Annotated in this window: 16 protein-coding genes; 3 read left to right on the top strand and 13 right to left on the bottom strand. The window is 39.8% G+C overall.

Features of this window, described 5'->3' with window-relative positions:
- Positions 1-54: 54 nt before the first annotated feature.
- From BM291_RS04215 to BM291_RS04240, 6 genes are all read right to left on the bottom strand, one after another.
- On the bottom strand, positions 55-1,449 hold the full coding sequence (locus tag BM291_RS04215; protein ID WP_092894907.1) for an MltF family protein: 1,395 nt from the start codon (positions 1,447-1,449) through the stop codon (positions 55-57).
- A gap of 134 nt (positions 1,450-1,583) precedes the next feature.
- Positions 1,584-2,930 carry a TolC family protein gene (locus BM291_RS04220; RefSeq protein ID WP_092894908.1) on the bottom strand — a complete coding sequence of 449 codons (1,347 nt, stop codon included), beginning with the start codon at positions 2,928-2,930 and terminating at the stop codon, positions 1,584-1,586.
- On the bottom strand, positions 2,930-5,992 hold the full coding sequence (locus tag BM291_RS04225) for an efflux RND transporter permease subunit (RefSeq protein ID WP_092894909.1): 3,063 nt from the start codon (positions 5,990-5,992) through the stop codon (positions 2,930-2,932). Before BM291_RS04225 ends, BM291_RS04220 begins: the two co-directional genes overlap by 1 nt.
- A gap of 1 nt (position 5,993) precedes the next feature.
- Positions 5,994-7,076 (bottom strand): efflux RND transporter periplasmic adaptor subunit, encoded by a 1,083-nt coding sequence (locus tag BM291_RS04230; protein WP_092894910.1) that lies wholly within the window; start codon positions 7,074-7,076, stop codon positions 5,994-5,996.
- Positions 7,077-7,093: 17 nt separating this feature from the next.
- A complete protein-coding gene (locus tag BM291_RS04235; RefSeq protein ID WP_092894911.1) occupies positions 7,094-7,879 on the bottom strand; it encodes an alpha/beta fold hydrolase in 786 nt (261 codons plus the stop codon).
- A 234-nt stretch (positions 7,880-8,113) separates the two neighbouring features.
- On the bottom strand, positions 8,114-11,458 hold the full coding sequence (locus BM291_RS04240) for a TonB-dependent receptor (protein ID WP_092894912.1): 3,345 nt from the start codon (positions 11,456-11,458) through the stop codon (positions 8,114-8,116).
- Between the two features lie 350 nt (positions 11,459-11,808).
- Between BM291_RS04240 and BM291_RS04245 the strand changes: the two genes are divergently transcribed.
- Positions 11,809-12,504: a lysoplasmalogenase gene (locus tag BM291_RS04245; RefSeq protein ID WP_092894913.1), complete on the top strand. Its 696-nt coding sequence runs from the start codon at positions 11,809-11,811 to the stop codon at positions 12,502-12,504.
- Between the two features lie 73 nt (positions 12,505-12,577).
- Here BM291_RS04245 and BM291_RS04250 read toward each other — a convergent pair whose 3' ends face one another.
- The 3 genes from BM291_RS04250 to aspS form a co-directional block, all read right to left on the bottom strand.
- Positions 12,578-13,051: a hypothetical protein gene (locus tag BM291_RS04250; protein ID WP_394333441.1), complete on the bottom strand. Its 474-nt coding sequence runs from the start codon at positions 13,049-13,051 to the stop codon at positions 12,578-12,580.
- Positions 13,052-13,241: 190 nt separating this feature from the next.
- Positions 13,242-14,282 (bottom strand): methyltransferase, encoded by a 1,041-nt coding sequence (locus BM291_RS04255; RefSeq protein ID WP_092894915.1) that lies wholly within the window; start codon positions 14,280-14,282, stop codon positions 13,242-13,244.
- A 368-nt stretch (positions 14,283-14,650) separates the two neighbouring features.
- Positions 14,651-16,405, bottom strand: a complete 1,755-nt coding sequence (aspS, locus tag BM291_RS04260) for an aspartate--tRNA ligase (RefSeq protein WP_092894916.1) — start codon at positions 16,403-16,405, stop codon at positions 14,651-14,653.
- 321 nt (positions 16,406-16,726) lie between these two features.
- Here aspS and BM291_RS04265 point away from each other — a divergent pair, with 321 nt between their 5' ends.
- Positions 16,727-18,034 (top strand): peptidoglycan DD-metalloendopeptidase family protein, encoded by a 1,308-nt coding sequence (locus BM291_RS04265; protein ID WP_092894917.1) that lies wholly within the window; start codon positions 16,727-16,729, stop codon positions 18,032-18,034.
- A 342-nt stretch (positions 18,035-18,376) separates the two neighbouring features.
- Positions 18,377-19,108 carry a 23S rRNA pseudouridine(2604) synthase RluF gene (gene rluF / locus BM291_RS04270; protein ID WP_092894918.1) on the top strand — a complete coding sequence of 244 codons (732 nt, stop codon included), beginning with the start codon at positions 18,377-18,379 and terminating at the stop codon, positions 19,106-19,108.
- A gap of 107 nt (positions 19,109-19,215) precedes the next feature.
- Here the strand turns inward: rluF and BM291_RS04275 are convergent, their stop codons facing one another.
- The 4 genes from BM291_RS04275 to BM291_RS04290 all read right to left on the bottom strand — a co-directional run.
- Positions 19,216-20,064, bottom strand: coding sequence for a glycoside hydrolase family 16 protein (locus BM291_RS04275; protein WP_092894919.1), 849 nt, complete (start codon positions 20,062-20,064; stop codon positions 19,216-19,218).
- A 280-nt stretch (positions 20,065-20,344) separates the two neighbouring features.
- Positions 20,345-22,750 (bottom strand): OmpA family protein, encoded by a 2,406-nt coding sequence (locus BM291_RS04280; protein WP_245786765.1) that lies wholly within the window; start codon positions 22,748-22,750, stop codon positions 20,345-20,347.
- 2 nt (positions 22,751-22,752) lie between these two features.
- Positions 22,753-23,727: a PorP/SprF family type IX secretion system membrane protein gene (locus tag BM291_RS04285; protein ID WP_092894921.1), complete on the bottom strand. Its 975-nt coding sequence runs from the start codon at positions 23,725-23,727 to the stop codon at positions 22,753-22,755.
- Between the two features lie 35 nt (positions 23,728-23,762).
- Positions 23,763-25,790 (bottom strand): T9SS type B sorting domain-containing protein (locus BM291_RS04290; protein WP_092894922.1); only part of this gene is annotated, 2,028 nt, incomplete at its 5' end.

Raw genomic sequence — 25,790 nt, forward strand, 5'->3', positions numbered from 1 at the left:
AAAATGGTCTGTGAGAGACAGACCATGAAGATTACAATTAGTTGAATAAGGAGCTTAAGGCTCTACGAGGGCCTTGTAGGACTCGAAGACGGACATTACATCCTTGACGTAGTTCACAGCTAAATGTCCTTTGGCAAAGCCACTCTTGACAATAGGATCCCGGTAATAGTCGGGATCACTTTTTAACTCTAAGAATTTGGAGACATCTGCCCAAGTCTGCGTGTTTTCACCAAATTTCATGGTCAATCTCCAAGCATCTTCTACATGCCCATGACCAATATTATAAGAGGCTAAAATAAATTTGAGACGCTCACTGGTGTCTGGCACTCTTTCCATCCAGAACTTATCCAAATACCTTAAGTATCTAACGCCTCCCATTAAGGACTGCTGCGGATCATTAGGATTATCCACACCAAAGCGTTCTAAGGTCACTGGCATGAGTTGAAGCAAACCTTTTGCGCCAGCATATGAAGTAGCAACCGTATCGAAACGAGATTCCTTATATACAAGTGAAGCCAACAAGCGCCAATCCCAGCCTAGCTGTTCTGCGCCATTTTTAATCATATCATCATAGACAGAAATCTGATTTCCTGCTAGAGATGAAAAAGGGCTATTACTTCTGAAATAACTGTTTTTAGAATTCAGGAAATACTTAGCGTATAGATCAGGTATAAATCTCTTCTGCTTATCCTCGAGCCAATCATCCAGAGCAGTCAATAGTTTTGGAGAATTCTCCCGAACTACCCAAGATACATCTCCTTCTTTCTGAACTTTCCATGATATATCCAACCCATCGTAGTAGGTAGCATTTGCCTGCGCGATATTCTGATCAGCAATAGTCCACTTGATTGTTCCATCAGCCACTTGATCAATCAGTGTTTCCTCATGATCAGGAGTAGTCACAATCGTGTACTTCAATAGAAGAGAATCTTTCAGAGCACAGAGCTGGCTCTTATATACAGCGCCTTCTCTGACATATATCGTATCAGAAGCCAATTGATCCCATGCAGTGATTTTGCCAGAGGATTCATTTCCGACGAGAACCGTGTTCATTTTCCCCAAAGGAATAGAAAAAGAAGCCTTTTCAGACCGTTCCATATTCTTTTCAAGATTCATGGCAATCAAATCGACCTTGCCTTCTTGTAGGTAGTCAAAAGCTTTGTCTATATCTGCAACCATAACCAAATGCAACTGAACATTCAGTCTCTTGGCAAGGTCACGAAGTAGCTCATATTCATAGCCCATTCTTCGTCCGCGATAGATATAATAACCTGTGGAATTATTATCCACAGCAGCTCGGATAAATCCTCGATTTTGGATTCCTGCGAGGTCAAGTATATAGACTTCCTCCTTGAATTTGGAGCCAAAGTTCTTCTCTATAAAGGTGCATTGCACACCAAAGAGAAGAAGAGTCAATATGGAGAAAAAGAGAATTAATGATTTTTTCATTCACTAGAGCCATAAGACTCTGGATGTTACACGAAAGCCCATTTGGCAAATGCTGTGCCAAAATAAAAATAAAGCATTCGTTAAAAAAAGCAAATAAAAAAACGAAGGCTATTGGTGAGGCCTTCGTTTCGTAACTAATCTTCTGAAGTCAACTCAAAATCTTCGAAGCTATTTTGAAAGAAAATCTTTCCAGAAAGCCTTCTCAACTCGATTTCTTGTTCCTTTATATTATAAATAGATGTGATTAATCTGTTTTCCGCTGTCAGTAAATTCACCTGAGCATCCCTGAATTCTAGGTAAGAAGAGATACCCAATCTGAATCGCTCCAAGGCAATTTCAGAGCTTTCTTTCGCTACCGCATAATTCTTTTGCTCCACTTCTAACAGGTTACGATTAGTGGTATAGGTATTAAAAGACCTGTGAATATCAGAACGCAACTGGATCTCATACTGATCTACCGCGTAAGACTGGATTTTCTGTTGCACTTTGGCATTTTGAATCCTTCTGTTCAACGTAAATCCATTAAATACATTCAACTGGATATTACCTCCATAATTAAATCCAGAACGCTGGTTCTGAATCAAAATCCCTGCATCTGAATTGGATGTATTGTTTGCATAATTGGCATTCAAGTTAATGACTGGCAACCTAGAAGCACGCAGCTCCTTCATCTGAAGAAAAGCTACATTCTCTTGACGCTGAGTAATTAAGTAGGTTTTATTCTCCAAAAAAGCATTCTCTACTAAGTCTTGAAGCAATAAAGGCTCTCCAATAAGAATTGTATCCTTAACAACAAATTGCTGATCTGGATTCAAAGCCATCAGTTCATTCAGGTTAATCCGCGCATTTTGAATTACTTGTTCCTGGCCTAGCAGCAAACTCAAATCAGAATTATAATCTACTTCTGCTGTAAGAAAATCACGCTTCCCAGCACCGCCAAGAGAATATTGCGCTTCAGCGATATCTAATCTAGACTGGCTAAGTTCTAGTGTACGCTGCAAAACTTCCTGACGCTGAAGCTCCAAAACCAGTCTATAATAAGCTGAGGAAATATTGGCGACGGTATTCTCCACTGCAATTTTTGCATCCAACTCAGAGATTTCAGTCAACACTCCGAATCGCTCCATAACTACAAAGCTTTCTGGTCGGAACCCATAAATAGCTGCCAAACTGAAATTTTTGGATCTGGATTTTGCGTTATCGATAGTTCTGGGATTTGGATCTGTAGCAAAAACTTGTTCCACATCCTCATTGCTATAGCTTCTGGTATAGGCAGCATTTAAGCTAGGCAACAAATAGTCACCAGCACCAATGCGCTTATTGCCTTCTTGAATAGCTACTGTTTCTACAGCAATTTTTACATCCAGATTTTTCTCCAACCCAATAGTAATCGCTCTCTCCAAATCCAGAGATTCATTACTTTGAGCATATAGGCTTGTTCCAATGACACTCAATAAGAGCAATAGGCGTAGTTTTTTCATCAAATTCTGGCTAATCTTCCTTCTTTGGAAGTGAGATAAGTATAAATAGCTGGGATCACGAAAAGTGTCAAAACAGTGGCAAATGTTAGGCCTCCAATTACCGCAGCCCCCATAGGAACACGGCTTTCCGCTCCAGCTCCTAAACCAAGTGCGATAGGCATAATACCCAAGATAGTAGATAAACTGGTCATCAAGATCGGTCTGAATCTGGCTACTGCCGCTCCAAAAATTGCTTCATGAACTGACATTCCTGTAGCTTTTCGCTGGTTGGCAAACTCCACTATAAGAATACCGTTTTTGGTCACTAATCCTATAAGCATGATTATTCCAATTTGGCTGAAGATGTTCAGTGTAAACCCAAAAAACCAAAGTGTAAATAATGCACCAAAGAGTGCTAATGGAACAGTAAACATGATGGTAAGTGGATCCAAGAAACTTTCAAATTGTGCAGAAAGCACTAGGTAAATCAATACCAAAGCGAAAATGAATGCGAATAGCAAACTGTTTGAGCTTTCTCTAAATTCCTTAGAAGGACCTGAAACATCAGTAGTAAATGAATCATCCAACACTTCGGCAGCGATCCTGTCCATTTCTTCCAAACCATCCCCAATCGTATATCCTTCAGCAAGGTTGGCTGATACTGTACCTGCTACGAATCGGTTGAATCTATACAACTGTGGCGGAGTACTTTTTTCTGTAACAGTGACCAAATTGTCTAGCTGAACCAATGATCCATTTTCAGCACGTACGTAGAGCATCCGAAGATTTACAGGCTCATTTCTATCCTCCAGTCTCATTTCACCAACGACTTGGTATTGCTTACCATTCTTGATGAAATAAGCAAAACGCTGTCCCGAATACGACAGTTGTAGTGTTCTGGCTATTTCCTGAATAGATACACCAATGTTTCTAGCTTTTGCTCTATCTATCTCAATTTCTAGTTCTGGCTTAGTAAACTTCAAATTAATATCCGAGAAAATAAATATTGGGCTCTTACCGACCTCTGACATGAAAGTAGGAATCACTTCCTTCAACTTATCCAAAGTAGGTGCCTGCAATACATATTGAACTGGGAGACCTCCACGGCTATTTCCTATGGATTGAGCTTGGGAAGCAAAAGCCTTTACTCCAGTATAACTTTTAAGTTTCTCATTGATCTCGTTGAAATATTCTCCTTGGGTCTTTTCTCTATTTGCAGCATCTGTAAGGATAAATCTGACAAAACCGGAATTTGTGCTAGAGGAACCAAAACCTGGCGAGGTCACGGATACCATTCCGCTTACTTCTTCTTTCGGATAATCACTTCTAAAATCTGCCACCATTTGATCTATCACCTGATCCATGTAGCTGAACGTAGCGCCCTCTGGGCCACTCATTCGTATTACTATTTCTCCTCTGTCCTCGGTAGGCGCAAGTTCTGTAGGGATTTCTTGAAACAGCCAGTAGATCCCAAAACCCATACATCCTACCAACAGGAATGATACCCATCGGAATTGCATAAACCATGATAGAGCGGAATCGTACTTATCGTTAATCCAAACAAAGCCTGGCTCGGTGAATGTGTAGAATTTATTGTGCTTTTCTCTTCGTTTCAACAACTTGGAACTCAGCATCGGAGTCATAGTCAATGCCACAAAAGAAGAAATGATTACAGCTCCGGCTACCACAATTCCGAATTCACGGAAAAGTCGCCCAGTAGTTCCTGTCAAAAATATAACTGGTAAAAATACTGCAGCCAAAGCTACAGTAGTGGCAATGACAGCAAAGAAAATCTCCTCAGATCCCTGCTCAGCTGCTTTTTGAGGTTCTTCTCCTTTTTCGATTCGAGAGTAAATATTCTCCAACACAACAATCGCATCATCGACGACGAGTCCAATAGAGAGAACAATACCTAAAAGCGTCAGAACGTTGATGGAGAAATCCATCAAATACATAATAAAAAATACCCCGACCAGAGAAATAGGAATCGTCAATACTGGAATGAAGGTAGTCCTCCAATCCCGAAGGAAAAGGAAGATAATGGCTACAACCAAAATAAAGGCGACGATAATAGTTTCTTGAACTTCTGAAATTGAGTTCCTAATGAATTTCGTCTTATCAAAACCAATCTCCAAGCCTACATCATCCGGTAAGTCCTTTTCGATAAATTCTAATCTTCTGTAAAATTCATCTGCAATCTCAATACTATTTGAACCGGGCAAAGGAACAAGCACAACCCCTACCATGGGCACGCCATCCCGTTTTAAGATACTACGCTCATTTAGCGCTGCTAATTCAGCACTACCCACATCCTGAAAACGAACTATATTATTCTGATCTTCTTTAATAATCAGATCATTAAATTCCTGTGGAGAACTCAATCTGCTTTTAGTTCGGACAGACAGTTCAATGGTCTCACCTTCTATTTTTCCGGAAGGCAATTCTACATTTTCACTTTGTACTTTCGAAAGTATATCTAGCGGAGTGACTCCGTAAGACGCCATTTTAAGCGGATCCATTCTTAATCGGATCGCATACTCTTTTTCACCCCAGATCTGTACCCTACTTACTCCTGGGATAGTTTGAAGTCTTTCTTTGAAAATATTCTCTGCAATATCTGAGAGATCCAAAAGGCTTCTCTCGTCACTCTTTACATTTAAGAACACAATAGGCTCAGAATCCGCATCAGCCTTGGAAACTACAGGAGGTTCCGCATCAGGGGGGAGATTTCGTTGTGCCCCAGAAACTTTATCCCGCACATCATTCGCAGCAGCTTCCAAATCAGCTCCCACATCAAATTCAACGGTGATACTACTTCCGCCATCGTTACTCGTCGAAGTCAGGGATTTGATCCCTTGAATCCCATTAATGGCCTCTTCCAGAGGCTCTGTTATTTGTGCTTCAATGACATCAGCATTAGCTCCAACGTAGGTTGTCCTTACATTGATAACTGGTGGATCCACACTTGGAAACTCCCGGATTCCTAAAAGGGAAATCCCAATAGCTCCAAAAAGCATGATGACCAGTGACATCACAATGGCCAATACAGGCCGGTTGATACTTACACTTGATAAGCTCGCCATTTTAGTTTATTTGAGTAAATTCCAAAGGAGTTCCAGTCCTAGCTTGCAATACACCAGTGGTGAGTACCAGATCCCCTACTTCCAGACCACTCATGATCTGAACGTGTGTATCTGTACGAGTACCGATTTCTACCGAGCGCTCCTCAGCTTTGTTATCGGCGCCAACTACAAAAACTTTATACCCTTGCAACTCAGGAATTACAGACTCTGAAGGAACCATCAAGGCATCCTCCACCTCTCCCAACACAAAGCGAATTCTAACAAACATTCCAGGCAAATACTTTCTTTCCTTATTTGGGCTTTCAGCTCGTAACTTTAAGGTTCGTGTAGCGGCATCTATTTGAGGTTCAAAAGCATACACCTTACCCAAAACCTCCTCAGGAGTAGATTCATTAGTGAAATATATAGGAGAACCCACAGAAACCTGATTAGCATAGCGCTCAGGGATAGAAAACTCAATTTTAATCGGATCGATATTCACAAAATTTGCAATAATATCATTGGTACCGATTACAGAGCCTTCACTCACTTGCCTCAATCCCAAAATCCCATTAAAGGGGGCTCTAATGACTGTTTTAGAAAGTTGAGCTTCCACCAATTTCAAATCTGACAGCGTGGTATTGAATTGATTCAGTACTATGTCGTATTCTTCTTGGCTAATTGCCTCCCGTGCCAACAACTGCTTTTGTCTGTTCTCCTGAGTTTCAAAAAGTTTCTGAGTATACTGGAGTCGCTGAAACTGAGCTTGTAGCTCATCATCATTCAGATAAAGTAAAGGAGTTCCTTTGCTTACATATTGACCTTCTTTAAAAGAAATTTTAGTGATCAAACCGGAGATCTCTGTTCTCAGATTAACAGATTCATTTGGTATGATTGTACCCGTTACGGAAAGTTGGTTACGGAGAGTTTCGCGTGCAAGCTTCACCACTTTCACCGGTAAATCGGCAGGAGTCCCTGGTCCAGCACCCACAGACGCCACCCCAGATTCATTGCTCTTGCGACTATCCATTCTAGGATAAATGTATGCCACGGCAGCAATCAAAATAACCGCAATGATCAATATGGTTTTAGTTTGCTTTTTCATGTAGAAAAGTAATAGGCTTATAAAGTTTGATTCTGGAGAAATGCTAGTGACAGCTTATTAAATTCTTGTGGTCTTTCCACGTTCACCACGTGTCCGCATTTCTTCAAAATATTCAATACTGAGTTTTTATGTGTCTTAATTATTTTCTTTACTGGCTCCAAAAACATAACATCCTGATCTCCCATCACATACAACGTAGGGATTCCCAAATCGGATTCCTTAAAGTATCTAAGGAGCGGATTAATGTCCTTTGTCAATTGAAACCAGCGTATAAATTCTTTCTGACATAATTTTTGAGCTTCTCGGACAAAAAGATTTCTAGACTCCGCGTGTTGCTTACGGGGCATAATTACAAATGCAAATAATCTGTAAAGCCACATATAAGGAATCACTCGCTTGAAAGTACTTCCCAAGAAAACTAATATCCTAGACTGAGTAGTCAATCGAGTCACTGCACCAGCCATCACCAGTGATTTCACACGCCATTGTTCTAGCTCTGCAAGCTGACGAACGATGATTGTCCCCAGCGAAACCCCCATAAAATGTGCTGGCGGGATCTTTAAGTGATCCAACACTTCAATTATATCCTCTGTTACTCCCTGAAATGTATATTCTTCATTGTAGATCGCTTGAGGCAAATCAGCTGATTTACCATGTCCACGAAGATCAATGAGCAATAGATTGTACTTTTCTTTGAAGTCCTTGAGTTGCTTAAACCAAACCGCAGAGGATCCTCCTGCACCATGTATAAACACGACCCATTCTTTGCTCACTGAATGAGAAAATATTTTATAATACAACATGCTTGGTTAACCTTTAGACCTTTCACAAGGTTGTCAGAATGCAAAAATAACTCACATAAAACTGTAAAAATCAATAAAACTTACTGATGGCAAATCTCCTCTATTAATGGAAAAAATAAAGGATACTCAACTCTGAAAGACTATACTCCAAGCATGAAGCTTAGCCTTTCTACTTTCTACATAAAAAAAGGCATCCCAAATCTGGGATGCCTTTAAACTTATATCTTTTCGGACTTAGAAAATATATCTAAGGCCAAACTGCATACTCCAAGTTGTGGAGAAGCTAGAAGCATTTTGATAAGGATTAGTTGGCAACTCACCAGAAACTCGGTTCATGACAACACTAGGACTTTGACTTACAGAACCTGATCTAGAAAGCAGGTTTTGAGCACCGTTTAGGTTATCCTGAATTCCCCAGTCTTTGTTCAATAGGTTACCAAAGTTTACAATATCCAAACTTAACTGGATTGTATTTTTTCTTTCACCGATGTTAGTGAAGATATCCTGAAGCACTCTTACATCAAATCTGCTCAACCAAGGCATTACAAATGCATTTCTAGGAACATAATCTCCTCTGTATTGCTCTAGGTCATTGCTAGCTACATACTTATCAAAAGCAGCTGCTTGTTCTGCAGCAGTGTAAACTACATTACCACTAGATACGATATCTACAAACTTCAAGCTACTTGTATTCTCAGGTAAGAATAGTAAATCAGCATTGATACCGTCTCCATTAAAATCATTACCATAAGTGTACGAGTATCTACCTTGAGCAGATCCGCTATAGTACACACCAATTGATGTAGCAAAATTCTTAGCATACTCAACTCGGTAAGCTAGGTTAGCTACTACTCTATGAGGAACTGCAAAGTTTGAGATGTTCAACATCTGATCGTTCGGGCTGTTGATGCTCGGGCTAGCACCCCAAGCTGAAGTAGCAGAAGAACCAGAGTTTGCACTAACTTCTTTCGCTTCAGAATAAGTATAGTAGATGCTTCCAGAAAGACCATTGAATTCAGGTATCAAAACTCCAGCTGTTGCACTGAAAGCGTGACCTTTAAGATCAGTATTTGTCAAGATTGTCGCGTTATTAGCACCCAAAGCTGAGTTGTACTGAATATTGCTTGAAGACAGAACCACTTCTCTGTTATCACCTGCATCATAGTTCATCCTGTTTGGAGATATGGCTCTATTTGCACCAAACTGGTATACAGCATTGATATCCTTAGTGTAAAGGAGGTCAGCAGTCAAGATAAAAGGAGAATTACCAAGTTGGTAATCTGCACCTAAGCTAGTTCTCCATACAGATGGCATTCTGAAATCTCTATCAACCAAAGCAAATGATCCAGGAGCGCCACCAGCCGGGCTTTTAATGAATACATTTTCACCACCAGCAGGAGGAGTATTCACATAGTAATATCTTTCAGGCTGGAAAGTCACATTACCAATCCAAGGAGCTACTTCAGCGTAACTACCTGGTTCAATAGTGTTCTGAAGTACACCAGCACCTGTAGGCATATTTGTCAACCATACGAATGGTACTCTACCTGTGAAGATACCTGTACCACCTCTTACGATAAAGCTTCTGTCGCCAGACACGTCATAGTTAAAACCAAAACGTGGTGAAACCATCACTCTAGAGGTTGGCCAGTTACCTGAATCGTAATTTTTAGGTTGTCCATCAGTATCCAATAATGTAAGGGCATTGATCGATGGGTTAGCAGTCAAATCATTCAAATAGATTGGCAACTCAGCTCTTAATCCAAATGTCAAAGTCAATTGATTATTGACAGCGAATTTGTCCTGAGCATAAATTGATGCAAGTCCAAAATTCACTCTAGCGTATGTTTCTTGACCTTCATAAGGATAAGTCAAACCAAACATGATAGGAGCCACTTCATTTGGTGTTCCAGTAGTCAAGAAATCTTCAACAGATGCATATCTATAGTAAGATGTTCCCATTCTAGTAAAACTGTTACCGAATTTCTGAACTTCAAATGCAGCACCTGCAGTAACGGTATGCTTACCGTTGATATAGGTCAAGTTGTCGATGAAAGAAAAGTTATCGTTAATAACGTCGTTATTATAAGAGAACAATTCTGTACCAAAACTGATGTAGTTTCTGTCACCATCACCTCTTCCAGCATCCCAAATATCTACCATTGGGAAGAGTTGACTGCTTGGAGTAGTTCTTACATCCTGAATCTTAGAATATGTGAACAAGAACTGATTAGAGATCTTTGGACTTAAGTAGGAGTTCAATTCAGCCGTTAACGATTTCACAGAGTTTTCAAAACCATAGCTAGCATTCTCAAATGCCATTGAATTCTGGCTTACTCTGTTTGCATCACTAGTAGTTCTTGGTCTAGGACCTGAAGATCCGTTAGTCAATTGATTAGAAATACCAACTACTTGGTTATATCTCACTGCAAGCTTGTGCTTATCACTGATGTTCCAGTCAATTCTTGCTAGAAATTTAGTGTTGTGCTGCTCCGCTTCATTTGCATATCCTTCATATCTACCTGGATCATATCCCCAAACGTTGATAAGGTGATTGCTTACCGCATCCATCTCAGATCTTCTTACTCTAGTGACGTTGTTTTCAGCATCAGCGATACCATTTTCAGATGGTCTCCAAAGGTTAGTACCCGAAGCATTAGCTCCTGTTTCGTTTTCTCTTTCTGCATTGACGAAAAAGAACAATTTGTTCTTAATGATTGGACCACCTAATCTAAAGCCAAAGTTTTTAGTACCTGCATCTACAGATTCCAATTCATTGTCTCCGATTTTTTTACCCTGTAAATCTTGGTTTTTGGTGAAGTAGTAAGCTGAACCTTGCAATGTATTTGTACCACTACGAGTTACTGCATTTATACCTGCACCTGTAAAACCACTTTGAGTCACATCAAATGGCGCGATATTTACCGTAATTTCTTCAATTGCATCCAAAGAAATTGGCTGAGCATTACCACCTGGAAGTGGATTACCGCTTAGACCAAAACCGTTATTGAAATTAGCACCATCTACCTGCAAATTGTTGTATCGTGAGTCACGACCTGCAAAAGAAGTCCCGTTTGCTTGAGGAGTCAAACGAGTAAATTCAGTTACACTTCTATTGATTTGAGGAAGATCAGTAAGTTGCTTCTTCGAGATATTAGTAGAAGTACCTGTTTTGTTAGAGTCAAATTCTGATGATTTTGCTCCAGAAACAATCACTTCACCAAGTTCTGTGCTATCATCGTTTAGTGTAATGGAAAGAGCAAATGGCTCGCCCAATCTTAATACCACATTGCCATAAGTAGCAGGCTGGTACCCAATAAAGCTTACTTGAATAGTGTATGGACCACCAATTCTCATGTTTGGAATAGTAAATCTACCATCCAAATTGGAAACAGCTCCATAACGAGTACCTGACGGCTCGTGCGTAGCTACAACATTCGCCCCTGGAAGAGTTTCTCCCTGTGCGTCCACCACTTGTCCTACGATGGAACTAGTGGTGACCTGTGCTTGTGACACGCCGATAGTTGCAATCACAACCAATACGAGTGAAATCAAACTTTTAAGTAAATTTTGCCTCATAATTTGTACGTTTTGATATAAGTTGGTTTGAAATAAATTTCAGTTGCAAAGGTAAATTCGCCTTTTGGCATATAAGGGTACTTACCGTTAAGTTTTACGCCTCAAATTTCACAATTTTTAACAATTTGTTAACATTGATAGGTGAATAATATTCTGTTTATGTAAGAAAAAAATATGTTTCACCATTCATTGAATAGGAAATACCCGCTTAACTTAGAATAATATTCTAAATTAAGCCCAAACCATTACCAAATTGTTAAGTGATGTTTTTACCAAATTTATTTTGGATAAATCGCATTATTTCAAATTATTGATTCACATTATTTATACCACTCAAAATTTATAACTCCTTGAAAAAGAAAAATATCCTGTGGCTTTACCTGTTTTTGTTCGCTTCTATGACAGATATGGCCTTTATTCTAGAGCAAAAAAATGAATTGAGATTTTTTTCCAAACCTCTGATTATTTTAGGCTTAGCACTCTATTTCTATCAAATCACCAAACCAATTTCCTCCACTTTACTGGCAAAGTCAATTCTTGGTGGACTGATTTTCTCCCTTATTGGCGATATTTTACTTCTCTGGGACAACCTTTTCATGTATGGAATCGGAGCATTTCTCATCGCTCATGTATGCTATATCATAGGTTTCAAAGTAGCTCAAAAAGCTCCTGAATCTATATTGAATGTAAATTTCGTAAAGACCTTCTTTATCAATCTACCAATCTACTTTGTGGCGGCTTTTGTATTCTATATGATCAACCCTAATCTGGGGGTACTTAAAATCCCGGTGATTGTCTACATCATAGCGATCGTAAGCATGCTAACAACTGCTAGAGAGCGATATAACAAGTGTAATAAAGCTTCCTTTTGGCAAGTTTTCATAGGTGCCAGTCTATTCTTTATTTCTGATGGCCTGATCGCACTGGACAAATTTTACCAGGCAATTCCTGATGCCGATTTAATGATTATGGGAACCTACGCAATAGCCCAATTAATGATCGTCATGGGAATCAGGTCTCATATAATCCAGCCTACTATGAATTGACAACCTATTAATTAGGGGAAAATAGGAGTGAGGTATTACATTCGAACCAACTTAGACTCTGCAAGAACTTTCTTCAAGGCTTTTTAACAAATGTTTTGGTCTGAATTTCTGAGCCAGGCTGAAATCTATGCTGGATCATTTTCACATGTGCAGTTTCTGGCACAAATTGAATCCTTAAATACGATCCATCATGAAAACCTAGATACTCGAAAATATTGTCTCCTAAATATTCATAAGTATCTCCGAAAACTTCATTCTTTTTCCACAGTTTTCCTCCACTTTGAAAAAGCTCAATTTGGTCACCCTTTCCATCATCTGGCTCATAGGTTCCAGTAAGTTTATCCAGAGAAGCATTTTCCATGCTTAGTTTTTTGGCAAGGCCAACATTGAAAGTCACTGTATTCACACCATTACTTCCCTTAATTACTTCAAGAATTCTATTTTTTGCAACATCCGCAGATGCCCAGACATCTTTCTGGATATTTACATCTCCTGAAAAATACAGTTGTGTGACTAAGGCCTGATAACCGTCAGCAGTGATCATCAAGTGAATTCGTTGAGTTTACGCAAGAGAGAATCATTCATAATAGAAATGGCACTAACTATTGGGAAAGTATAAAAAGCAACTTGCGTATACTAAAAGCTCTAAAAAGCTTCCGTTAATCTTGACATAAAGTATCGATCCGCTTAAATCAGATCAAATGGTAAAGCACTTAGCAATCCTTTTTAAAATAATGTTATTTGTATGCTATGGCTGCACTTGCTGGCCCTGCAAGTGGAAGAATTTCGCAAGATTTAAAGCCTACGGAATTTGCCCATTTATTAAAATCTATGAAGGTATAATCAAATCCACCTGTGGTTTCGATCATCATATTTAAACTCATCATCATTCCAAAGAGGTTATGTTTACGTTCATCGTCAATGATATTCTCTATAGCAACAAACACTCCTCCTTCAGGTAAGGTATCATAGGCTTTTTGTAGGAGTTGTAACTTTTCGGACTCATTCCAATCGTGAAGGATATTTCCCATAACAATAATGTCCGAAGCGGGTATTGGATCCACAAAAAAATTTCCACTCTCAGCTTTTACTCGGTCTCCTAAACGTAGGTTTTTGATGGTTTCTTTTGCAATAGGTTCCACAGGAGGCAAGTCAAAACTAGTGCATGTCATATGAGGATTTTCCTTAGCAACCATTATTGAAAGGTACCCTGCAGATCCACCTGCATCTGTTAATGTTTTGTAAGGAGAAAAGTCAAATTTCTTAGCAAAAGTCATGAAATTACCCAATTGCACTCCAGTCATTCCATTTACAAAATTTTCCAGAATTTCTGGATCCTTGTATATTTCCTCAAATATATTCACACCATTCCTTGCTTCATTTTGAGGTGTCCCGGTTTTTAAACCTTCTTCAAGGTTTCCCCAAAACCCATAAAGTCTTTTATTCATCATTTCTAAGATCCCTCCTATATAAGAAGGTTTATTTCTATCCAGAAAGACTTCTGTATCTATTGAGTTAGAGTACAAAGCTTCATCCAAAATTCCATTCCGAGTCAAAAAACCAAATCCCGTCAAGGTATCTAGGAAATCAAAAAAATGGCGATCTGTACAATTAAGGTTCAACTGGCTCTTTAATGCTCTTGCCGATTGATCGGGATGAGCTGCAAGCTTTGTGAAAAGTTGAAAATTGACGGCAGCTAATAGGGTTTTGCATGCCATAAAACTTGAACCAATTTTCAAGATGTTTTCTGGATTGGGTTGTTGTGCTGTGTTTTCCATGACGTTTGGATTTAAAAGTGTTTAATAGAAAAAAAACAAGTCTTGACCTTCTTTTGAGTTCAGCTCAACACTAGAAAAATTAGCCAAGTTAAATCAAGTCAACAAATCAAAAATTATAGTTTCTGGCTAAGAATTTAACCATTAATATTAGAATAGTTAAATGAATTGATAAAAATATTTAAAAAAAATGGCTTCAATTGTATTAAAGCATTCAAAATATGACTCACATCTATGAAAACATCATTTCACTCATTGTCAACACATTAACTAAAAAACAAAAAAAGCTGCCTCATTTAAGAAACAGCTTTTTTGTATATGATTTATTTGGTCGAAAGATTGTTCGCTACAAGGCGAATGCTGACCCGCCCTTACTTTTTCATTGCTAATTGGATGGACAGTTCTTTCAATTGCTCATCGGCAATGCTACTTGGTGAATCGATCATGACGTCTCTTCCAGAGTTGTTTTTCGGGAAGGCGATGTAATCACGGATAGAATCAGATCCTCCGAAAATTGCACACAATCTATCAAAACCAAAGGCAATTCCTCCGTGCGGTGGCGCTCCGTATTCGAATGCTTCCATCAGGAATCCAAACTGTTTTTGTGCTTCTTCTTCGGTAAATCCAAGATGTTTGAACATCAATTGCTGCGTAGTTCGATCGTGAATACGAATAGATCCGCCTCCAATTTCAACCCCATTGATGACCAAATCATATGCATTTGCACGCACAGCTCCTGGATCAGTATCCAAAAGTGCCATGTCTTCCTTCTTAGGAGAAGTGAATGGATGGTGCATTGCATGGAACCGTGCCGTCTCCTCATCCCACTCTAACAATGGAAAGTCCATCACCCAAAGTGGTTTGAAAACCGTACGATCACGAAGGCCAAGGTCTTCACCCATCTTCAAACGAAGCTCAGAAAGTTGTTTACGAACTTTATCAGCATCACCACTTAGGATCAACATCAAGTCTCCCTGAGCGGCTCCAAATGCATCTGCCCAATCCTGAAGATCATCAGGGGAATAGAACTTATCCACAGAAGATTTGATCGTGCCGTCAGCATTGTATTTGGCGTAGATCATGCCTTTTGCTCCAATCTGAGGGCGTTTTACCCATTCAGTCAGTGCATCAATTTGCTTACGGGTATACTCTGCAGCTCCTTTGGCACAGATACCTACTACCAGTTCAGCCTGATCAAAAATGCTAAATCCTTTACCTTGAGCAAGTTCATTCAGCTCAACAAATTTCATATCAAAACGAACATCTGGCTTGTCATTACCATAGTATTTCATGGCATCAGCATACGTCATTCGCTTCACTTCTTCCAATTCCACACCTTTCACTTTACTAAACAAATGCTTAGTCAAGCCTTCGAAGGTATTTAGGATATCTTCCTGAGTCACGAAAGCCATTTCACAGTCAATCTGAGTAAACTCAGGCTGGCGATCTGCTCTCAAATCCTCATCACGGAAACACTTTACAATCTGGAAATATCTATCAAAACCAGAAACCATCAGCAATTGCTTGAAGGTCTGTGGGGACTGTGGCAAGGCATAGAATTCACCTGGATTAGTACGACTAGGCACTACAAAATCACGTGCTCCTTCTGGAGTGGACTTGATCAAAACCGGGGTTTCTACCTCGATAAAATCCTGCGCATCCATGTATTTACGCGTTTCCTGCATCATTTTATGACGCAGTTGAAGCTTCTCACGAACTACATTTCTACGAAGATCTAAATATCTGTATTTCATACGGAGCTCTTCGCCACCGTCTGTTTCGTCTTCGATGATAAACGGAGGGACTTTCGCAGCATTCAACACCTCAAGTGCTGTTACTTTGATTTCTATAGAGCCTGTTGGGATCTTATCGTTTTTAGAAGTCCGTTCTATTACTTTACCGGTAGTCTGAACTACGAACTCACGTCCTAGCTCGGCTGCTTTTTCCAATAATGCTTTTTCGCTGGAGTCCTCTTCAAAAATCAATTGAGTCAAACCATAACGATCGCGAAGATCGACCCAGATTAAACCTCCTTTGTTTCTCACTCGCTGTACCCAGCCGGCAAGAGTTACTTCTTGATTTACGTGATCCAGGCGAAGTTCGCCACAAGTATGCGTTCTCAGCATGTTAATTTCGTTTTTTTTGGGAGGTCAAAGATAAAGAAATGACCGTGAGAACACACGAATCATTGGATGATTAGCAATCTTTTCGATAATTTCTTTGCGATTTTCATAGAAAAGTAAGCAGATCTTCAAGAAAAGGCAAAATATCCTGAAAATTGAGAGAATTCTATATTTAGGATTTGTTATAAAATAATAACCGCTTTTTATTCGTTGGTATGATAGTTGAAGATGAGCGGTCAAAAGGTTTGTACCCCAAAACTTGGAATAAAAGCCCTTTTTTGCTTCATTGAGTTAAATTTCACCCTCCCTTAATAGTAAAGATTAATGAAAAAGACTTGGATAGGAATTGCTGCACTCATTATTACCATTGGCGCAGCATCTTCACTCCAATTTTTCAGCCTGCCTTTTCAATCCGAAAAGGAAGCAGAGATCGTAGAACCGCCACTAATTGATTCCCTTGCGAATCAGGTATTTCTCTACGGAATCAACGTCACCGGACTGAATATTGTAGAAGGCACAGTAAGTAAAAACCAGACGCTCGGTTCTATTCTCGCGCCTTTCAATGTGCCTTACCAAATCATCGATCAAATCGCCAAGAAATCAAAGGCTATTTTTGATGTAAGAGGTATAGCAGCTAATAAGAAATTCACAGTAGTAACTCCAGCTGATTCATCTCAGGCTGCATTTTTCATTTACGAGCCAAATCCAGCAGAATATGTAGTATTCAATTTGGACTCTATCGACATTTATAAAGCTGAGAAACCAGCAGAATTCAGAACCAAAGAAGCTGGCGGCATCATCAATTCCAATCTTTCTTCTGACATGACTGGATTAGGTGTGACTTATGACATCATTGATCAGTTTGCTGATCTATATGGCTGGTCTATTGATTTTGGAGCTTTGCAAAAAGGCGATAAGTTCAAAGTGACTTATCAGGAAAAAGTAATTGACGGTATAGTTGTTGGCGTTTCTGATATTCAGACGGCATATTTTGAGCATAAAGGCGAACCTTATTATGCTATTCCTTTTGAGCAAAATGGAGAAGTTACTTTCTTCGATCAAAATGGAGACAGCTTTAAAAAAGCATTCTTGAGAGACCCTTTAAAATATTCTAGAATTAGCTCTAGATATAGTTTAAAAAGATTCCATCCTGTTCAGAAACGTTACAAAGCGCACTTAGGCACGGACTACGCTGCACCTACAGGAACAGATATCAGATCGGTAGGCGAAGGAACAGTAGTAGATGCACGTTACACTTCTGCGAATGGCAATTATGTGAAAATCAAGCATAACGGCACCTATACTACGCAGTACCTTCACATGTCAAAAATCGCTAAAGGCATTAAGCCTGGAGCACGCATCAAACAAGGTCAAGTAATTGGCTACGTAGGGAGCACTGGATTAGCAACTGGCCCGCATCTTTGCTTTAGATTTTGGAAAAATGGCAAACAGGAAGATTGGTTGAGCGAAAAAATCCCACCTTCCGAGCCGATCTCTTCTAAAAACAAATTGGCTTTTGAATCAACAAAGGCTGAGTATCTAGAAAGGCTGGCACTAATACGACTTCCTGGTGATCCAGAAAGATTAGTGGCAGAAACCCCAAAACCATTTGCACCAGCTAAGAGCGAGTAGGCTTTAAACACATTTATACAAAAGCGCAGATCTCCGGATTTGCGCTTTTTTTAGTTCAAACCTCATGACTTGGACTGATTTCACGGCAGTCTTCATACTGCTCAAAGAGTCTTGTAAATGAAGTACATTATTTTTAGAATGATAATGATTAATAACAAAGTCTAGTTTAGTGAGAAAAGACGCAACCACTATACTTTAAAAATGATTTGCACAGTCAGAAAACTGCATTGGTTTGGATCCAAGCCCGCCTGGCATCGGACAGGTCTGAAGACTTGAACCAATAGAAACAAAGTCCTCGATCAGTTTCCGTAACTTGCAGCCTTAATCCATTTTCTATTACCAGTGGAAGCAGATCAACAAATACGAATCAATAAATACCTCAGTGAAGTTGGCTTCTGCTCCAGGCGAGCAGCAGATAAACTGCTGGAGGAAGGCAGAATCACTATCAACGGTATAGTCCCAGAACTTGGGACTAAAGTCGGATCAACTGATGTGGTAGCAGTAGATGGCAAGCCTGTAGGAAAACCTATACAAGCTCATACTTACATCGCTTTTAATAAGCCTGTTGGAATTGTAAGTACTACCGACACCAAAGGCGAAAAGGATAATATCATTGATTACATCGGTCACCCACAACGCATTTTTCCAATAGGAAGATTAGACAAAGACAGTGAAGGCTTGATTTTGCTGACTAGTGAAGGTGATATTGTAAACAAGATACTTCGCTCAAAAAACAATCACGAAAAGGAATATATTGTCACGGTAGATAGACCTGTTAATGATGAGTTTGTTCGACTTATGGGTTCCGGCGTTCCTATTTTAGACACCGTCACTAATCCTTGTAAAGTAGAACCAATCAGTAAATTCAAATTTCGTATTATTCTAGCTCAAGGTCTAAATAGACAAATCCGTAGAATGTGCGAGCACTTTGGCTTTAAAGTGGTTCAGTTAAAGCGTATCCGAATCATGAACGTTCATTTGGACATACCTGTAGGAAAGTGGCGTGACCTAACAGAGAAAGAAATGGATGAGATTAACGAAATGGTTTCTGATAGCTCGAAGACTTTTGATTAAGGAGTTTTCGAACTAGTTGGACTCCTGCTGTGCTGCATTACCAGAAGCCTTTTCTAATCATACAAGAATTGCTACTTCTGGAGGTGCAGCAAAACTTTTAGCATCCTTTATTTCTGGTAAACACGGACATAATCCACCACATATTGTTTAGGAAATAAAGTTGAGCTTGGATCTCCTCCATTGCCTCCTATCGCAAGATTAAGTAAGACATAATGCGGTTGTTGAAATGGATTGGATCCATCAGGATTGATTGTTCGAGCTAAGTCAACCTCATTTAGCAATTCATCATCTAAGAAAATTTTGATGGATTTCTCTGTCCATTCCATTCTCCATAGATGAAATTTACTTGGCCATTCAGGGTCTTTCTCCAGAACCTTGGAAAAAGGAATTTTAGACTCATCCCACTTGGCATTGTATTGCCCTTCGTCTGCCCAAGCTGCATTGGCTAATATGGTTGCCGCGCCTTTCACTCGATAATATTCCATCACATCGATCTCCCCGTTAGATGGCCAAGGTTTAGAAACTCCGAGTGTCCAGATCGCTGGCCACATACCCATAGACGTGTCTATTTTCGCACGCACTTCCATTATTCCATATAGGAACTCATATTTTCCACGCGTATTAATACTGGATGACGAGTATTCTGCAAACTCCCGATTTCTTCTCCAATCCTTGTTTCCTGGATCGAACCTAGTGTTTTTCACTTGTTCTCTTTTTCCTATGAACACAAGATTTCCATCTTCTACTTTAGCATTTGCCTCTTGATACCACTGCAGTTCATTGTTCCTCACGAAGCCTTTCTCATGAGACCAAATTCCAGGATTTACTTCACCTTCATTTTCAAATTCCTCCTGCCAAACTAATTTATATTCTGTCCCAATAGGATTGAATTGTGCCTGAGCTACGGTAGCAATTCCAAGTGTGAAAAATAGAATGGGAAGTATATGCTTGATCATTTTAAGGGTTTTGGGACAATAGAAAAGATTAAGATAAGTCCAAAATAGTTTTCAGCAAATGCGCTAAAAGATCAGGCAGGTAAAAGAGTGAAGATTATTACTAGAATAAAGAACATGAGGTCGAAAGCTATAAATAATTAGTATAGCCCTTGCTCATAAAAAATTACCGGAAATTTCACAGATCAATAATAACAGATCAAGCTTCGATAGCTCAAAAACAAAAAAGAGGCTACCAAATGGCAGCCTCTTTTAGCACTATACTATTCACATCAATAGCGTATTACATTGTATCTACTTTCTTCTTTCTACCTGAATAAGTAAATGATGATTTGCCTACTCTAAGTTCGGTACGTCTATTCAACTGGTGCATCGCTTCAGTACAAGTGATTTCATTGCAGTCATTTACCGGCTTAGTTTCTCCGAACCAGGTATCTTCCATTCGGTTAGCTTCTATACCTCTCTTAGTAAGATATGCCTTAACAACTTCGGCTCTACGCTCAGACAAAGGTTTGTTGTATGCGTCGTCTCCTCGCTGATCGGTATGTCCTTCAATGTACAGCATCAGATTTGGCATACGCTTCAGCATAATAGCTGTGCGCTCCAACTCTTTCTTATGTACTGATCTTAGCATAGACTTGTCAAAATCAAAATAGATTGTAGGAATTGAGGCTAGCTCTTTTTGTATCTCCTCAAACAAAGTTTCCGGATCACAGAAGTTCATGTCTTTGAAGCTAGCTGGGATTTCGTATTGCTTACTAGGATCTGGAAAAGCTTCAAGAATCAATTCTGACCTTCTGTTTAACTGATGATCAACTTCAGGGCATGGAACTCCATTCCCGCAATTATTCACCAATCCTTGCTCTCCAAACCATTCTAGCCTGATTCTGTCTCCAGAAATATTATGCTGTGCCATGTATTCTGTCACTGCTTTCGCTCTGTTATTGGAAAGGATAATGTTATACTCATCACTAGCTCTAGAATCTGTATGAGAAGCAACCAATAGATCCAAGAATGGATACTTGTTCATCATCTCACCCATCTTATCCAAAACTGGCTTTGCATCTTCTCTTATCTTAAATTTATCAAGGTCATAGTAGACAATATCTACATGAACTGGTAATTGGTAAGGAATAGCAATTAGTGTATATTCTCTTTTTACTGTGTCTCCTGCAAAACCTTTTGTGGTAAGACTCTCGTCTGTCACACTAAAATAACCAGGCTTGGAAATGACAAGACCAAAATCACTTTCTGGTTCAAGTTCTGCAAGCAGTTCTCCAGACTTCCCTCTAGTAGTCTGCACATTGCCATTCTGAGTCTTATCTCTCAAAGTAGCCATGTAGCTATCAGTGACCACCAATCCATCACAGTCAATTACTCTAGCAAGGAATTGCTTATACACTTCCTGTATCGTGTAGATATCATCAAGTCCCTGTCCACCTTGTCTATTTGAGGACACGTAAACTTCTGGGTTGCCATTTTTGTCTAGGATTTCGCGGTAAGCAAAGTCATCTGCTGTCGAGTTGATCGGAATCCCCATGTTCTGCACATTACTAAACTGTGTAGCTGTATAGTTAGCCTGGAAAACATCCATTCCACCTACTCCTGGATGTCCAGCAGAACTAAAGTAAAATTTATTACCATTCCTGAAGGCGTGAGATTCATTACCTGATGAGTTTATTTGAGAACCCAGGTTGACTGGAGTACCAAAAGTCATGTTTTCATCGTAGGTAGCATAATACAAATCTGTACCTCCCATTCCGCCAGGCATATCAGATGTGAAATAAAGTCGCTTGGCGTCTTCATCCACAAAAGGATTCATTACAGAATAGCCAATTGAATCATTGAACGGTACAGGATAAAACCCTTCCATGGTGCCGTCTGCATTCAGTTTGCTGTAAAATATCTCTGGTTGAACGACTATATTATCGCGTTTCTTAACTTTCTTAATATCTCTGGTTACTGAGTAAAACAAGATTCCTAGTCCTTTGTCGTAACTAGGATCTGAAAAATGATATGTACCTGGTACATTCGACACCAATGCTGTTATGTTGCCTGTAGTATCTTGTCTATATACCGAAAAGTACTCTCTATCATTGAAGTCACTTTTCTCTTCACTGAAGTATTTGTTTTTGGCATCTATTCTCAAACTTGGCATTTCACTTGGATACACTCCACCTCTGTCTGATACGAAGTATTTGTTTCCATCTGAATCCACAGACAGATCAAAATCAGATCCAGCAGAGTTTAGCCCTTCAGCCTGCTCCAGCTTTACTTTCTTTTTGCTTTGAAGTGTCAATAACTTGGCTACTCCCAAGCTGTCGGCTGCTACTCCTTTTGCTTCTAATATACTTACAGCCTCATTAAAATTATCTGTTAACTGAGCAGACCTTAAGAAACTAGTATAATCGGAATTTTGAGCATCTTCATAACCTACTGTAGTTTTCCACCACTCATATGACTTGTCATAATCCCGAATGACATCCTGTGTCATAGAGATTTTTTTAGCAGTCTCATAGTTAGGTTTCTTCGCATACGACTGCTCATACACATCTAATGCATGCGTATAATTCATCAGCTTGACCTGTTGGTCGGCATAACGCACCTTGCTGTTTTGAGCATCTGCTATTCCTACGGATCCAAAGATCATCGCGGCGGTAATACTGAGTATTGTAATTGTATTTTTCATAATCAGAACCATCTTTGGTTTTTCATTACTGCTGTTCTTGGAGTGATATAGTAGCCTACAGAAAGCTCATGAGAGTTATTTCGATAGTTACTCAACACATTAAGGTTATGGTCATAGGCATAGCCCAGACGTAATCGCTTGGTAGCGTAGATCTCCACTATCGCTGCTACTGCATTGCGACTGTTCAGGTTCTCCTGTAGATTGTCATTCCAAATTTTGATGTTGCTTCGATAAGATCCTCCTACCCAAAGTCTTTCCCCAAGTAGGAACATCGCATTCAAATCATAATTGGTCGGTGCACCTTTTACTTCTTTGATCAAAAAGCTAGGCTTAAACTTAACCATATCTCCAAAATCAAAGATCGCTCCTGCGGTCAGGTAATAGTGGAAATCATGATAGGCAAGTGCTACATCTTCTTTCTCCAAAGATTTCTTTCCTACCATATTGTAAACACTGAAACCGGCATAGAACCTGTTTGTGTTGAAAAACAATCCAGTATTCAAATTCGGTGCGGTCACATTAATTCTACCGTCAGGAATCTGTGAATCAGGATAGTCATTCGGGTCGAGCATACTACCATCTATCGAATACTGAGAGAAGCCAGCGCTCACCCCTAAACCTAAATGACTATTGGTTCCTGTCTGAATACGATAAGCATAAGTTAACATGCCTCCAGTAGTTTTTGCAGGACCTAAATTGTCACTTAGAAAAGAAATACCGAAGCCCATCTTGCCTTCGTTGGCAGATAAATCTGCCGTTACAGTGAACGTCTCCGGAGCTCCAGGGAAATTAACCCACTGGCTTCGGTAAGTAGACTGAATATACGCCTCCTGCTTATACCCTGCATATCCTGGATTAATGTGTAACCCATTAAAGATATACTGGCTGAACTGCGGAAGCTGCTGTCCAAAAGTCCCACCGGTGGCCAATATGGCCACCAGAAAGGTCATTCCAATGATTTTAAAAGTAGTTTTCATATGCTGTCTATTTTCTTCCTGTCCGCAGACGTATCTTAATTACTCTTTATTACTTGTATCCAACCTTTGTACTCGTGTGCCTGACCAGCTTTATCAATAGCTGTCAACACGTAGAAGTAAGTTCCTGCTGCTTGTCCTGGAGCATTCCAATCATTTTGGTAATTCTTCTTTTCAAATACATGATCACCGTACCTATTAAATATGGTAATCTCAGTGCTAACAAATATGTTAATCCCTTCAATTTCAAAAGTATCATTGTCTCCGTCATTATTCGGAGTGATCACATTCGGAATATGGAACGGCTTGATCGTATTGACATCGTCATCTTGATTATCTACCTCATCAGTGTCATCCTCTTCCGCACCTACTACCACGACGTTGGTAATTGATCCTGCTGTTGCAGCAAGGACTTTTACTCTGAATGTCACTTTAGCATCTGCTGCCAAATTAGCGATTGTCCATGTGAGTCTACTTCCAGTTACAGACAGTACCACTTCAGCATTGCTACTGTTAGCCGTCACTTGAGAACTTATATAAGTCACACCATTTGGCAAGTCATCGGAAACGATCACATTACTAGCCGGAGTTCCTCCGATATTGCTAAGGACAATTTCGTATTCGAATTCATCTCCAACAAATACTTCTTTCTCGAAGCTTGTCTTAGTGATATTTAAGTTGACTTCGTCATTTGTTAATCTGAATACTACAATCGCATCATCAGTATTGGAAGGATTGACTACCTCACGTAAGGTATACTTCAATGTATATTCTCTCGCTTCATTCACTCCTGGGATTAGGTTCAATTCACCGTTTTCGTCAATTAACAAACCTATTATTCCATCCAATTCAGTGAATTCGAAATCGACATCAGCATCATCTGGTCTAACACCATCCAAGATATCGTTATCTAAGATGTTACCTAGTCTTCCGCCATAGCTAAGGAAGTAGGTTCCAAAGTCATCATCGTTTGCAATAATCTGGTTGTTTGACACTCCTACTGTCTCACTAGCTTCTTCTTCAATAGTTTCATCATTTGGTAGAGTGGCTTTCACCGTAGCTACGTTCAAGATGGATTCTTTCTGAAGATCAGAGTCAGTAACAGTATAGGTTGTCTCCTCAGTTTTAACCTCTCCAGGAAGTAAAGTGCCAATGTTCTTATCTAATCCTGTCATTGGATCAGTGATAATCACGTCAGTCAATGTTCCATTTCCAGTATTGGTTACTGTTAAGGTGTAAGTAATCACTTCACCAATTTCCTTAACCTCAGTCACATCAGCTGTTTTAGTAAACTGAATTGCACAATTAAATATGGTTAGGGTTACTGGAGTTCTAGTCACACTTACACAACCAGTTGCATTATTTACTGCTTCTGCATAGTAGGTTATATTCCCTACAGTACTTAAGCTTGGGTCAGCCACTTCATTTCCTCCTGTTGGCGCATCGTACCAAACTAAGCTAAGTCCTTCGCCCACTGTTGCGGATGCTGTCAAAGCATCCATTTGATCCTGAAGACACTCAACTTGGTCTCCATCAGTAGTTGGTGCTGCAGGTGATATCGGCGCTGGAGCTACAGTGTAGTCAGAGCTAATAACACATGTTGTTCCTTCAGTTCGTGCATATACCGTTCCTGAGCTGTTTACTTCTGTTGTAAAGCTACCCTCTGAAATCGTGGTACTGAAGTCTGAAGTCAATGAGTATTCTACTCCTTCAACTGCAGTGAACGTGATCGTTACCGTAGTCGCATCACAAAGTGGTGCAGGAACTGTCAAAACTGGTGCTGCTGGTGTTACTGGCGCTGGAGCTACTGTGTAGCCTGAGCTGATCACGCAGGTTGTACCCGTTGCTCTTGCATATACTGTTCCTGTGCTGTTTGCATTTGCTGTAAAGCTGCCGTTGGTAATTGTAGTCGTGAAGTCTGAACTCAAGGAGTACTCAACTCCGTCAACTGCAGTGAACGTTATCGCAACTGTAGTCGCATCACACAATGGTGCAGGAACTGTCAATACTGGTGCTGCTGGTGTTACTGGCGCTGGAGCTACTGAGTAACCTGAGCTGATAACACA

The sequence above is a fragment of the Algoriphagus aquimarinus genome (assembly GCF_900112005.1).
Taxonomy (GTDB): domain Bacteria; phylum Bacteroidota; class Bacteroidia; order Cytophagales; family Cyclobacteriaceae; genus Algoriphagus; species Algoriphagus aquimarinus.